The organism is Armatimonadota bacterium (assembly GCA_035527535.1).
Lineage (GTDB): Bacteria > Armatimonadota > Hebobacteria.
The window spans coordinates 1-13,757 of the sequence record DATLAK010000112.1 but is presented as its reverse complement, the minus strand read 5'-3'; the positions used below and the strand labels follow the sequence as shown (position 1 = coordinate 13,757).

Annotated in this window: 13 protein-coding genes; all 13 read left to right on the top strand. The window is 67.5% G+C overall.

The window, feature by feature from the left end; all coding sequences use genetic code 11:
* Nucleotides 1-521: His/Gly/Thr/Pro-type tRNA ligase C-terminal domain-containing protein (locus VM221_08075; protein HUT74775.1), on the top strand; the 521-nt coding region annotated here is incomplete at its 5' end.
* A 120-nt stretch (nt 522-641) separates the two neighbouring features.
* Complete coding sequence (locus VM221_08070) at nt 642-938, top strand: hypothetical protein (protein ID HUT74774.1); 297 nt, start codon at nt 642-644, stop codon at nt 936-938.
* A 14-nt stretch (nt 939-952) separates the two neighbouring features.
* Entirely contained in the window at nt 953-1,888 is a 936-nt protein-coding gene (locus VM221_08065) for a sugar ABC transporter permease (protein ID HUT74773.1), read from the top strand.
* Entirely contained in the window at nt 1,885-2,934 is a 1,050-nt protein-coding gene (locus tag VM221_08060; GenBank protein HUT74772.1) for a carbohydrate ABC transporter permease, read from the top strand. The genes VM221_08065 and VM221_08060 overlap by 4 nt, the downstream gene beginning before the upstream one ends.
* A 116-nt stretch (nt 2,935-3,050) precedes the next feature.
* Entirely contained in the window at nt 3,051-3,575 is a 525-nt protein-coding gene (locus VM221_08055) for a helix-turn-helix domain-containing protein (GenBank protein HUT74771.1), read from the top strand.
* 25 nt (nt 3,576-3,600) lie between these two features.
* Entirely contained in the window at nt 3,601-4,473 is an 873-nt protein-coding gene (locus VM221_08050; protein HUT74770.1) for a hypothetical protein, read from the top strand.
* 183 nt (nt 4,474-4,656) lie between these two features.
* Nucleotides 4,657-5,217, top strand: a complete 561-nt coding sequence (locus VM221_08045; protein ID HUT74769.1) for a hypothetical protein — start codon at nt 4,657-4,659, stop codon at nt 5,215-5,217.
* A gap of 99 nt (nt 5,218-5,316) precedes the next feature.
* Nucleotides 5,317-6,615: a glycosyltransferase family 39 protein gene (locus VM221_08040; GenBank protein HUT74768.1), complete on the top strand. Its 1,299-nt coding sequence runs from the start codon at nt 5,317-5,319 to the stop codon at nt 6,613-6,615.
* 301 nt (nt 6,616-6,916) lie between these two features.
* A complete protein-coding gene (dnaK, locus tag VM221_08035; protein ID HUT74767.1) occupies nt 6,917-8,824 on the top strand; it encodes a molecular chaperone DnaK in 1,908 nt (635 codons plus the stop codon).
* A gap of 36 nt (nt 8,825-8,860) precedes the next feature.
* Nucleotides 8,861-9,298 carry an Hsp20/alpha crystallin family protein gene (locus VM221_08030; protein HUT74766.1) on the top strand — a complete coding sequence of 146 codons (438 nt, stop codon included), beginning with the start codon at nt 8,861-8,863 and terminating at the stop codon, nt 9,296-9,298.
* 40 nt (nt 9,299-9,338) lie between these two features.
* On the top strand, nt 9,339-10,277 hold the full coding sequence (locus tag VM221_08025) for a DnaJ C-terminal domain-containing protein (protein ID HUT74765.1): 939 nt from the start codon (nt 9,339-9,341) through the stop codon (nt 10,275-10,277).
* A 46-nt stretch (nt 10,278-10,323) separates the two neighbouring features.
* Nucleotides 10,324-10,761 (top strand): MerR family transcriptional regulator, encoded by a 438-nt coding sequence (locus VM221_08020; protein HUT74764.1) that lies wholly within the window; start codon nt 10,324-10,326, stop codon nt 10,759-10,761.
* A 4-nt stretch (nt 10,762-10,765) separates the two neighbouring features.
* On the top strand, nt 10,766-13,225 hold the full coding sequence (locus tag VM221_08015; protein HUT74763.1) for an AAA family ATPase: 2,460 nt from the start codon (nt 10,766-10,768) through the stop codon (nt 13,223-13,225).
* The last annotated feature ends 532 nt before the right edge of the window (nt 13,226-13,757 follow it).

Here is a 13,757-nt window from a genome sequence, read left to right as displayed (position 1 = left end):
GCCAGGACTACGATCTGCGCCGGCACCTGGAGGCGTCGGGCAAAGACCTGCAGTACTTCGACGAGGCGGAGAAGCGCCGCTACCTGCCGCACGTGATCGAGCCCTCGGGCGGCGTGGACCGCAGCGTGCTGGCGTTGCTGGTGGACGCCTACGAGGCGATCGAGGGGGGGCGCGGCGCCGCGGGGGCGGAGGTGGAATCGGTGCTGCGGCTGCACCCGCGCCTGGCGCCGATCAAGGCGGCGGTGCTGCCCCTGGTCAAGCGCGACGGCATGCCCGACCGCGCCCGTGCCATCTACGACGACCTCAAGCGCCATTGGTTCGTGGAGTACGACGAGGGCGGCAGCATCGGCCGGCGCTACCGCCGCCAGGACGAGATCGGCACCCCGTTCTGCATGACCGTTGACTCCCAGACCATGCAAGACGGCACCGTCACCGTGCGCGACCGCGACAGCATGGAGCAGGTGCGCGTGCACGCCGACAAGCTGATTGAGTTCCTGCGCGGCAAGCTGGGGGAGGGCTGAGTCCAGCCGCTGATCAGAGTTGGCCACAGATGAACACGGATGAACGCGGATCGGATTCCAGGGAAGCGATGTGGCACAGCCGCCCTCGGCTGTGATTCGGCGGCGAAGAAGGGGGAGGTAATGCCTTTTCGTCTCGTACGCAGCTTGCGCACGTTGTCATCTGAAGTATACCTGATCTGGGACGGCGAGCAGCGCCTCGGCCAGGTGGACCTGCACTATGCCGATACCACCGTCCACGCCACCGTCACCCTCGAGGCCGACCTGCCGCCGCAGCAGCGCCAGGAACTCCTCGCGCAGCTCGACGATGACGTCGTCTCCTCCTACATGCCGGTGTTCGAGCGTGAGGATTTCATCGTCGTCATCTTCCGCGGCGAAGAGATCGAATCGTTCAGCTTCCCGCCGCCGATGGAGGAGTAGCGCGGACGACGGCGATGGCAAGCACCACGGACAGACCTCGCGCGCGGCGGCGCCGGCACCTCGGCTCCTACCTGTTCCTGGCGCCGAACTTCCTGGGCTTCCTCGCGTTTACCCTGCTGCCCGTGGGCGCGGCGTTCATCCTCAGCTTCACCGAGTGGGGCCTTCTCGGTCACCCGCGCTACGTGGGGCTGGCCAATTTCTCGAAGCTGCTTGGGTTTCACCGGCAGGGCGGCGGGCTTACCGCCAATGACCCTTACTTCTGGAAGTACCTGGGGAACACGGTCTTCCTCATGCTGGGGATTCCGCTGTCCATCGCGGGGTCGCTGTTCAGCGCGCTGCTGCTGAACCAGCGCCTGCGCGGGGTAGTGCTGTTCCGCACCCTCTTCTTTCTGCCCTCGATCTGCTCGGCGGTGGCGGTGACGCTGCTGTGGAAGTGGATCTTCCAGGAGGACTACGGCCTGCTCAACACGTGGCTGCGCGGGGTCGGGGTCGCCGATCCGCCGCGCTGGCTGGTGAGCACCGCCTGGGCCAAGCCCGCCTTCATCATCATGGGTCTGTGGACCGCGGTCGGCGGCTACAACATGATCCTCTACCTCGCCGGGCTGCAGAATATCCCCGCCGAGCTCTACGAGGCGGCGGCTATGGACGGCGCCAACTGGTGGCAGCGGCTGCGTCATGTCACCTGGCCCCTGCTCGCGCCCACCACCTTCTTCATCACCACCATGTCCATCATCGCCGGCTTCCAGGGCGGGTTCGTGGCGGCGTACATGATGACCGGCGGCGGCCCCGCGGGCGCCACCACCACCATCATGCTGTACATCTACCAGAACGCCTTCCAGTGGTTCCAGATGGGCTACGCGGCGGCGATCGCGTGCATCCTGTTCGCCCTCATCTTCGGCTTCACGCTGCTTAACTGGCGGCTGAGCCAGCGGGTGGTGTACTACCAGTGAGCGCGCGCAACATGGGCCTGAAGGCCGCGGCCTACATGGCGCTCGGCGCCATCGGTTTGGTCATGGCGGTACCGCTGGCGTGGATGATCTCGACCTCGCTCAAAGATCCGTCGCAGGTAATGGTGGCGAACGACCGCTGGCTCCCCCGGCGACAGGTCATGAGCAAATACGGCCCCGTGTACGCGACCGCGGTTGACGGCGTGGCGGTCCGCGGGACGCAGGTGGCGCGGTCGCCGCGGGGCCGAACCCTGCGCCTGCTGGAGCCGGCGGCCATGGCGGGCCGCACGGTGACCGTGGCCGCGAGCAAAGTGCGGCCGGTGGAGCAGGTGCATCTCCATTGGGGCAACTACGCCGCCGCCTGGTCCGCAATCAAGGTCGAGTCCGCGTTCGGAGGCTTGCTGCGCAACGCCGACGCCTTTCTCATCTTCTACATCAACAGCATCCTGGTGGCGGTCGCGGTGACGCTGGGGCAGGTGTTCACCAGCTCGCTGGCCGCCTACGCCTTTGCGCGCCTGCGCTTCCCAGGGCGCGACTCGCTGTTCCTCGGGTACCTCGCCACGCTCATGGTGCCCGCGGTCATCACCATGATTCCGGTCTATATCCTGCTGTCGCGACTGCGCCTGACGGACAGCTACTGGGCGCTGATCCTACCCGCCATGTTCTCCGCCTACGGCACCTTCATGCTGCGCCAGTTCTTCCTCACCATCCCCCGCGACCTCGAGGACGCCGCGCGCATTGACGGCGCCGGGCTCTTCACTATCTACTGGCGCATCATCATGCCCTTGTCCAAGCCCGCCCTGGCGGCGCTGACGACTTTTATCTTCCTCCACACCTGGAACGAGTTCATGTGGCCGCTGATCGTCATTGACAGCCTGCAGTTGAAGACCCTGCCCATCGGCTTGGCGCATTTCCAGGGGCCCTATGCCACCGAGTGGCACTTGCTGATGGCGGCATCGGTGATCGTGATGGTACCCGTGCTGCTGGTATTCATCGCCGGGCAGCGCTACTTCGTGCGCGGCATTATCCTCAGCGGGATCAAGGGGTAGCCCGCAGCCGGGGCCCGCGTCGAGGGCGTCTGAGCACGGCAGGTGATTGGGGTCTCAGGGGCGAAACCGAGGTGCAATACCGCGGCTACAGCGGCACCGACAGCAAGGAGGTATTCGTGAGCAAACTTGAGGATGCAGTTCGTTCGACCATCATGCGCACGGTCAATCGCGAGGTGCGCGGCAGCGTCGTCCCCGTGTCGCGTGAGGTGCGCGAGCTCAAGCGCGCAGTCTCCTCGCTCGCGCGTTCCGTCGCCGCATTGGAGAAGGCGGCGAGCGCGCAGGCGCGTCAGCAGCAGGCGCAACGCGCCCGGCTCGAGGTCCCCGAGGAGCAAGTCAAAGCCGCGCGCTTGTCGCCGGCTCTGATCCGCAAGCTCCGCACCCGGCTCAAGCTCACCCAGGGCGAGCTGGCAACGGTGCTGGGTGTCAGCTCCGCGTCCGTGTTCGCCTGGGAGGCGGGGCGATCGGCCCCGCGCGGCGGCAACCGCGCGGCGCTGGTGGCGCTGCGCAAGCTCGGTCGCCGCGACGTCAAGAAGCTGCTCGCGGAAAAGGCCGCCGCCGCGCCCGCCGAGAAGCCCGCCCGGCGTAAGGCCAGGAAAGCCAAGCCCCGCCGCAAGCGCGCCGCCAAGCGCCAAAAGAAATAGCCCCGAATAACAGGCGACGCGAGCCATGAGGCTATCGGAGCGGATGGGCGGATATGTGCAGTACGGCCTACTCGTCCTGTCAGCGCTATTTGGCGCGACACTCTCGGTCTGCTACTGGCGCCGGCCGGACTCGTGGGCGGCGGTTAGCTTCTGGCCCGTGTGGCTGTGGCTGGCCCCGGGACTGGCGCTGGCGGCTCCAGGATTCAACCGCCGCCGCGTGCGCCCGGCCGTGGCGGTGATCGCCCTGTGGCTGGTGTTCCTCGCCGCGTTCGCCGAAGAGCCCCGCAGCCTGCTTCGCCTGGGGGCTGCCCTGGCGCCTGAAGCGCGGGGCAGACCGCGGCACGGGGAGGTGCTGCGCGTCATCTCCATCAATTGCGCGGGGGGAAATCGCTTGGCTGCCGCAGAGGTGATCCCCTATCGCCCGGACGTCGTGCTGCTGCAGGAGACACCAAAGCGAGCCGATGTCGAGCGCCTGGCGCGGCGGCTGTTCGGGAGAAACGGCGGCATCGCGCATGGTGTTGACACCGACATCGTCGCCCGGGGTCGCGTGTCGGCGGTGCCGCTGCAGGGCCGTATCCCGTTTAGCTTCATCCAGGCGCAGGTGCGGCTGCCCTCGGGGCTCGAGACGGAGATCTTCAGTGTCCACCTCCAGCCTCCTGCGGTGCGATTCGACATTTGGATGTCCGCTTGCTGGCGGGATCACGCCGTGAATCGCAGGGTGCACCGCGAGCAGGCGTCGGAACTGGCCCGAGAAGTCGCATCCCTGCCGCTTGACAAGCCGGTAATCCTGGGTGGCGATTCAACGTGCCCGGCGGCGACGGCTCGCTGCGGGTGCTATGGCCGCGCCTGCACGATACGTTCCGCCAAGGCGGTCGTGGCTGGGGCGACACGGTCCTGAACGACATGCCAGTCTCGCGGTTCGACCAGGTATGGGCAAGCGCTCACTTCCGCGCAGCGACGGTTGTAGCCCGCAAGACCAGGTATTCCGACCACCGGATGGTGATCTGCGATCTGGCGCTGCGCGAACCGCGCGGCCTCAGGCGGTCTCCTCCCCTGGGTTAAGACCGGCGGTCCGACGATCATGCCTCACCGACCGGAATACGTGCTGTTGATGGCCGTGGCGATGGCCTTCCTGCTGCCGGAGCCGGGGCGCTTCAATCCGTTTGCGCTCGCTCGCCCGGCTGCGCGCGTGCTGGCGCGGGACTTGCCGCGCAGCGGCCGGTGGGCGGCGCCGGCGGGGATCCTGCTGCTGGCGGCGATCGCCGCGCCCGCCCTGGCAGTCACCTGGGCGCTCACCTATGGCCTGCCCACGGCTGTCCAAATCGCGACGCCCGAGGCCTCCCCTACTCTGGCGTTGGTCATCGCGGCTATCGCGTTGAGGTTGGCGCTGTGGCTGCCGCCGGCATGGACCCCACGCACGCAGGTACGGGCAAAGCCGACGGCGGCTGTGGCATGTCCTTCGGTAGCGCGGCTTGCGGCCGACACGGCAGCGCCGATATTGCTGTTCGCCTTTCTCGGCCTCTATTCCGTTGTCGCTTACCGCGTCGCACTCGAAATCACCCGCGCGCTGCCGGCGGCCCCGGACACCGACGGCTTGGCGGTGCCATCCGCCTGGCTGGCGTATGCCCCCGCCGCAGGCTGAACTCCAGCCGTCGGGAGCGCAAGCGGCCATCGCGTTCGCAGGCACGATCGCGCTTGCTCTGCTGGTGACGATATGGTGACCCACGGATGTCGCAGGCGCATGTGGCCGCATGCCCCTGCGGTCTTGCGCTCGTGGGCGCCGCTGGCGGTCGTTTTCGTCCTGGCGGCCCTGTGGCGCATGGCCTACCTCGATGCGGCGCCGTCGCTGCCGGCGGGTGTGGACGCGGTCGAATACGACACTATCGCCACGACGCTCCTCGATCAGGGACGGTTCCTTACCCCCGCCCACGGCATGCCGCACGGCGAGTATGCGGTGCGCACGCCGGGCTACCCGGCGTTTCTAGCGGCGCTGTATTGGAGCGGTGAGCGCTGGTTCGGCTCGCGCTACGCGCTCGTGCGGCCGGCGCAGCTCGCGCTCGACCTGGCGGCGCTGCTGCTGACCTTCGCGCTGGCGCGCCGGCTCGTGGGCCGGCGGCGCGCGATGGTAGCGGCAGCGATGTATGCCGCCTACCCCGGCTTCTGGTGGGCGGCGTCCGCCATGTACTCGGAGACCCTCTCGATCTTCCTCTGGGCGGCGGCGACGCTTGTCCTTACGATCGGCTTTGAGGGCCGGCGCGCGCGCGCATTCGCGGCGGCGGGGTTGATCCTCGGCTTTGCCGCATTGGTGCGTCCGACAGGTCAGGCTTTCGCTCTCGCCCTGCTGATCGCCATCATCTGGGCCTACGGGCTGCGTGACCGCCGCTGGGTGTGGCACTTCACCGCCTTTGCCCTGGCGTTCGTGGTCGTGCTCGCACCCTGGGCGGTCCGCAATTCACGAATCTTCCATCGGCCGGTGGGGCTGTCGAGCTACGGCGGCCTCAACTTCTTCGCCGGCAACTACCTGCCGTTCCACGGGATGTTCCGCCGGGCGACCTACCCCCTGGTCAATCGGATAACCGCAGGGACTGCCGACGAGATGGAAGCGGACCGCGCCCTCCAGCGGGCCGGTTGGCACAACATCAGGCAGTACCTGCTCCATCATCCGGTCGGCTATGCGGCGCTGCTGTGGAGGAAGTTCCACACCTTCTGGGACGCCTACCATGGCGAGGTGGCCGTGGTTGGCTGGCGCGGCTGGGCGGTGCGCGGTTCATTGGTTCACCACGCGCTCCTGCTCCTCGCCCTCATCGGAGGGGGCGTAGCCAGCTTCTCGGGGAAGCGGTTCGCACCGCTGCTGGCGGCCATCGCCATTACCTGCCTGGTGCATGTCGCGACCATCTGCGAGGAAGGTCGCTACAGCCTGCTGGTGATGCCCTATGTCATGATTCTCGCTGCCGCCGGCCTGGGCTGGCTGTTTCCTCGTGTCCTTGGGCGAGGACCGATGGAGCTGCCCATTGAGGCTGACTCGCAGAGCCCGTGGTGAGATCCCGGAGACCCGGAGCCCGCTTAGCGGCGTAGGCAGCCGCCAGACACTCGCCGTTGCTTGCCTGCGTTTCGCATCAAACGTGCGTTTTCTGAAATGGCCATCCACCAGCGTGCTCGGCTGCTGGCATTCGCCTGCCAGTTAGCCTCAGCAACCTGGGCAGGACACTGGAAACGTGGCACACAGAAGATGGTTGACAACAATACTATCAAGGTATATACTTGCGGCGATAGCATATCCGTAGTGCACAGACGGCCGCGTGGGCGTCTGCGCCGAAAAATGATGGGAGGTATGAGTCCCGATGCCTAAGATCATAGGAATTGACCTTGGCACAACCAACTCCGTCGTGGCCGTAGTGGAGGGTGGCGAGCCCCACGTCATTACGACCGCCGAGGGGGGGCGGCTGTGCCCGTCGGTGGTGGCGTTCACCAAGACGGGCGAGCGTCTGGTGGGCCAGGCCGCGAAACGCCAGGCCGTGATCAACTCGGAGAACACCGTCTACTCCATCAAGCGCTTCATGGGGCGCCGCTTCGGCGAGGTGGGGTCGGAACGCGCGATGGTGCCGTTCAAGGTCGCGGAGGGCCGCAACAGCATGGCGGTGGTCGAGATCCAGGGGCGGGAGTACCCGCCGGAAGAGATCTCGGCGATGGTGCTGCAGAAGCTCAAGACCGATGCCGAGTCGTATCTGGGAGGCAAGGTGACACAGGCAGTAATCACGGTCCCCGCGTACTTCAATGACGACCAGCGCGCCGCGACCAAGAACGCCGGGGAGATCGCCGGGCTGGAGGTGCTGCGCATCATCAACGAGCCCACCGCCGCCGCCCTCGCCTACGGCCTCGAGAAGAAGGCCGAGGAGACGATCCTGGTGTGGGACCTGGGCGGGGGAACCTTCGATGTGTCGGTGCTCGAAGTGGGCGAGGGCGTGTTCGAGGTCAAGTCCACCAGCGGCGACACCCACCTCGGCGGCGACGACTGGGACGAGCGCCTGGTCAACTATGTCGCCGACCAGTTCAAGCAGGAGCAAGGGATTGACCTGCGTGCCGACCGCCAGGCCCTGCAGCGCCTGCGCGAGGCGGCGGAGAAGGCCAAGATCGAGCTGTCAACGGTGGTGCAGACGAGCATCAACCTGCCATTCATCACCGCCGACCAGACGGGGCCCAAGCATCTCGACGTCAACGTCACCCGCGCCAAGTTCGAGGAGCTGACCTCCGACCTGGTGGAGCGCTGCATCGGTCCCTTACGGCAGGCCATCGCCGACGCCAAGCTCAAGGACGGCGACCTCGACGAGGTCATCCTGGTGGGCGGCGCAACGCGCATGCCGGCGATCCAGGAGCTGGTGCGCAAGCTCACCGGCAAGGAGCCCAACAAGAGCGTGAACCCGGATGAGGTGGTGGCCGTGGGCGCCGCCATCCAGGGCGGTGTGCTCGGGGGCGAGGTGCGCGAGGTGGTGCTGCTGGACGTCACGCCGCTGTCGCTGGGAGTCGAGACCCTGGGCGGCGTCATGAACCGCATGATTGAGCGTAACACCACTATCCCTACCCGCAAGAGCGAGACCTACACTACCGCCGCCGATGGCCAGACCGACGTCGAGATCCACGTGCAGCAAGGCGAGCGCGAGATGGCGCGCGACAACCGCACCCTGGGCCGCTTCCATCTGACGGGCATCCCGCCGGCGCCGCGGGGGGTACCGCAGATCGAGGTCAGCTTTGACATTGACGCCAATGGCATCGTCAACGTCGGCGCCAAGGACCTGGGTACCGGGCGGCAGCAGAGCATCACCATCACCGGCTCCGGTCAGCTCCCCAAGGACGACGTCGAGCGCATGGTGCGCGATGCGCAGTCGCACGCCGAAGACGACCGCCGGCTGCGCGAGGAGGCGGAAACGCGCAACCGCGGCGACTCGCTGGTGTACCAGACCGAGAAGATGCTGGGCGATCTCGGCGACAAAGTGCCCGCGGATGTGCGCCAGGAGATCGAGGGCAAGGTGCGGGCGCTCAAGGAGGCGTTGGCGGCGAACCAGATGGACGGCATTCGCAGCGCGAGCGAGGACCTGCAGCAGGCGTCTTACCGGCTGTCCGAGATCCTGTATCGCCAGACTGCCGAGGCGCAAGCTCCGCCCGCGGACGCGAGCGCAGCACAGCCCGAGCAGCCGCCGGCGGGAGGGGACGACGAGGGCGTCATTGACGCCGAGTACAAGAAGAGCGAATGACGCAGCGCCCCCGCACCGGGCGAGGAAGGACCTGCCATGGATCTGCCCTGGGACCCCTTCGGCGATATCGCCGAGATACGGGATCGCGTCAATCGCATCTTCGAAGACTGCTCGCGCCACCGCACGGCCCCGCCGCAGGCGGCGCAATCGGGGGTCTGGGCGCCGCGGGTTGATGTCTCCGAAAGCGCCGAGAGCTTCGTGTTCGAGGCGGAGCTGCCCGGCGTCCAGCGCGAGGATATCCAGATCGAGGTCGAGGGCGACCGGCTCACCATCAGCGGCGAGCGCAAGCCCGCCGACGGGCGCGAGTATGTCCGCGTCGAGCGACCGCACGGGCCGTTTCACCGCTCCTTCGCGATCGCCGTGCCGATCGAGCACGCGGCCGCGTCGGCGAGCTTCCGCGACGGCGTGCTTGAGGTGACCCTGCCCAAGGCGAAGCAGGCGCAGTCGCGGCGAGCGAAGGTTGCCATCGAATAGCGGCGGCCGCACGGCGGCGTGCTGACAGCATCTGCAGGCAATGAACGGCAAGGACTACTACAAGGTCTTAGGCGTCGAGCGCGGCGCCGGCGACAAGGAGTTGAAGAGAGCCTATCGCCGGCTGGCGCGCAAGTATCACCCGGACGTCAATCCGGGGGACCAGGAGGCCGAGCGCAGGTTTAAGGAGATCAGCGAAGCGTACGAAGTGCTCACCGACAAGGACAAGCGCGCCAAGTACGATCAGTTCGGGCATCTGGGCGATGCCTGGAGACGCGCACAGCCCGGCGCCCCGCCGGGGAGCGGCGGCTTCACATGGCGCTCGGTGGATTTCGAGCCCGGCACGGAGGCGCCCGGCTTCGGCGATGTCTTCGAGATGTTCTTCGGCGCCGGTCCGGGGCGCGGCGCGCGCGTCGGCGCTCCGCCCGCGGCCCAGGGCGAGGACCTGCGCCACGAGGTCGAGATCACCCTCGAGGAGGCGGCGACAGGCACCCAGCGCAGTGTGGTGGTGACGATGCCCAACGGCAAGACCAAGCGCCTGGACGTGAAGATCCCGGCGGGCGTGCGGGACGGCTCCAAGGTGCGGCTGGCGGGTGAGGGTGCTCCGGGGAGCGGACGGGGGGCGCCTGGCGACATGTATATCATCCCGCGCATTCGGCCTCACCCCGTGTTCGAGCGTCAGGGCGACGACCTTTACACGGAGCTGTCGGTAAGCTTCGCCGAGGCGGCGCTGGGCGCGGAGGTGGAGGTGCCGACACTGTGGGGGAAGATGTCGGTGACGGTGCCGCCCGGCAGTTCATCGGGGCGACGGCTGCGCCTGGGCGAGCTCGGCATGCCGCGCCTGCGCGGGGGGGGCAAAGGCGACTTATTCGTCCGGCTGCGGGTGCTGGTGCCGAAGAACCTGACCGCCGAGGAGCGCAGCCTCATCGAGCGGCTGCGGCAACTTCGCCCGGAGAATCCACGGCAAGCGGTGAGGGGGTAAGCGCCCCCCGCCGTCCGCACGCCCGGGCGATGGGAGTTCGGTAGCGATGACGGAGAAGAGCGAGGCCGAAGAGCCGGTCTATGTCATAAGCGTGGCGGCGAGACTGCTCGAAGTGCACCCGCAGACGCTGCGGCTGTATGAGCGACTGGGGCTGATGGAGCCGGCCCGCAACCAACGCAATATCCGCCTCTACTCCGACAGCGACGTCGAGCGCGTTCGCCGGATTCAACACCTGACCCAGGACATGGGCGTCAACCTTGCCGGGGTCGAAATCATCCTCGACCTGCTGGACCGCCTGGAGCGCGAGCGCGAGCAAGCGGACCATCGGATCGGCGACATCCGGCGCAAGTTCCGGGAGTACGTCGCCCGCCTGCGCGAGGAAACGAAAGCTGAGGTCCGCCGCCAGTCCCGCGGCGAGCTGGCGCTGCCGGAAGCGACGCGCGTCCGCACCCGCGCCGCCGGGACCACGCGCTCAAGGGGTTGAATATATGGATCTGAGCAAGTTCACCGACAAGGCGAAAGAGGCGCTGGCGATTTCGCAGGAGGTCGCCGTGCGCTACCGTCACACGCAGCTTGACGCCGCGCACGTGCTGCTGGCCCTGCTGGAGCAGCGGGAAGGCATCGCGCCGCTGATCCTACGCCGGGCGGGCATTGATGCCGCCGCGGTGCAGACCCAGGTGGAGAACGCCCTGGCGCGCGCGCCGAAGGCGCAGGTAAGCGGGTCAGGCGGCGGCCAAATGCAGATCTACGTGACCCCCGCGCTCCACCGTCTGCTCACCGAGACCGCGTGGCAGCAGGCGCAGCGCCTGCACGACAGCCTGATCGCAGTCGAGCATATCCTGCTGGCGCTGCTGGAGACCCCGGGCGATGCCGGCGGCCTCCTGCGCGCCGCCGGCTTGACCCAGGACGGCGCCGACCGCGCGCTGCGCGAGATCCGCGGCGCGCACAGCGTCACCGACGAGACGGCGGAGAGCAAATACGCGGCGCTGGAGCGCTACAGCCGCGACCTCACCGACATGGCGCGCAAGGGCGAGCTGGACCCGGTGATCGGGCGCGACGACGAGATCAAGCGCCTGATCCAGGTGCTGAGCCGCCGCACCAAGAACAACCCCGCGCTCATTGGCGACCCCGGGGTGGGCAAGACCGCGGTGGTGGAGGGGCTGGCGCAGAAGGTGGTCGCCAACCAGGTGCCGGAGAACCTCAAGGGCAAGCGCGTGATCGCCCTCGACCTGGGGGCGATGGTGGCGGGATCGAAGTTCCGCGGCGAGTTCGAGGAGCGCCTGAAGGCGGTGATGGACGAGATTCGCAAGGCCAAGGGCGAGATCATCCTCTTCATAGACGAGCTGCACACGGTGGTGGGCGCGGGCGCGGCCGAGGGGGCGATTGACGCCGCCAACCTGCTCAAGCCGGCGCTGGCGCGGGGCGAGCTGCAGTGCGTCGGCGCCACCACCCTCGACGAGTATCGCAAGCACATCGAGAAGGATTCGGCCCTCGAGCGCCGCTTCCAGCCGGTGTTCCTCGACGAGCCCAGCGTCGAGGAGACGGTCGAAATCCTGCGCGGCCTGCGCGACCGCTACGAGCAGCATCACCAGGTGAAGATCGAGGACTCCGCCCTGGAGGCCGCGGCCAAGCTGTCCGCCCGCTACATCACCGACCGCTTTCTCCCCGACAAGGCGATTGACCTGGTGGATGAGGCCGGAGCGAAGAAGCACATCGAGACCGCCTACACCCCACCCGAGATCAACCAGCTGGAGGGGCGCATCGGCCAACTCGAATCAGAGCGCGAGGGTGCCGCCATGGCCCAGGACTACCAGCGCGCGGCCCAGCTCAAGCAAGAGATCGACTCCCTGCGCGCCGACCTCGAGGCCAGGCGCGGCGAGTGGGAGGCCGGCCGCGGCGAGGACGCGGCCACCGTCACCGAGGAGGACATCGCGCAGATCATCTCCAGCGCCACCGGCATTCCCGTGTCGCGCATGTTCGAGCAGGAGGCGCACAAGCTGCTGGAGATGGAGCAGCGCCTGCACGAGCGGGTCATCGGCCAGGACGAGGCGGTGGTCGCGGTGTCGGAGGCGATTCGCCGCGCCCGCGCCGGGCTCAAGGACCCCAAGCGGCCCATCGGCTCGTTCATCTTCATGGGCCCCACCGGCGTCGGCAAGACCGAGCTCGCGCGCGCGCTGGCGGAGTTCCTGTTTGATGACGAGGAGGCGATGGTGCGCCTCGACATGTCGGAGTACCAGGAGCGGCACACGGTGTCGCGCCTGGTGGGGGCGCCGCCGGGGTACGTCGGCTACGAGGAGGGCGGCCAGTTGACCGAGGCCATACGGCGCCGGCCATACCGGGTGATCCTGTTCGACGAGATCGAGAAGGCGCACCCCGACGTGTTCAACGTCCTGCTGCAAATCCTGGAGGACGGCCGCCTGACCGACGCCTCCGGGCACACCGTTGACTTCAAGAACACCGTCGTCATCATGACCTCCAACATCGGCAGCCAGTGGATGAAGGCATCCGTGGGCTTCATGCCCGAGCAGCGCCAAGCCGACTTCGAGGCGATGAAGGAGCGCATGTTGGAGGAGCTGCGTCGGGTCATGCGCCCGGAGCTGCTCAACCGCATAGATGAGATCATCATCTTCCACCCGCTCGACCGCGAGCAGATTCGGCGCATCGTGGACCTCATGGTCAAGCGCGTGGAGGGGCAGCTCGGCGAGCGCGCGATCACCTTGCAGCTCACCGATGCCGCGCGCGACCTGCTGGGCGAGGCCGGCTTCGACGAGGAGTACGGGGCGCGCCCGCTGCGGCGCACCCTCCAGCGCCTGGTCGAGAATCCCATCTCCGGCGGCATCCTGCGCGGCGAGTTCCGCCCTGGTGACACCGTCATCGTGGACGTCGAGGACGGCAAGATCGCCCCCCGGCTGCTGGTGCCCGCCAGCCGCGCGGGGGAAGCCGCATGAGCGACGGGTAATCCGCAGATGTCGCGGATCCCGCCGATCGCGGGATGCGCTTCCGTCACGACGGAGTGTGCGAATTCGAGCTGATGCAGATCAGCCTTCGGACTCAAGCCCGACCCGGGTTCCCTCCACCAACACCTTCTATCGAGACATTCTCTGTCGCCGAAAGCCCGCCTCGCCGAGAGGCGCGTTTTGGCGTGTAACAGGCTTACTCTCGGCTCTTTCCGCTTCCCAGACCTTCGGACGGCTCACCCCTTTTTCGACCACTTCGGCCGCCCAAAACGGCCCTTCGGGCCTCTCTTTCTCCCTGTGGTGAGCGGAGCCGAACCCATGATTCCTTCGGACGACCGCCAATCCGTCCGTTGGTAGAGAATCCAGTATTTATGTGGTTCGATGTCAGCAGTCGCGCTAGAGTGTACCGGGCATAGTCGCCCCATGTGTACCACGTGATCGCCGGGGGTGGGTACCACCCATGATCGGGGGTGGGTACCACCCGGCGAGCAGCATCTGGGTCGTTGCCACGGGGAATTCCCTC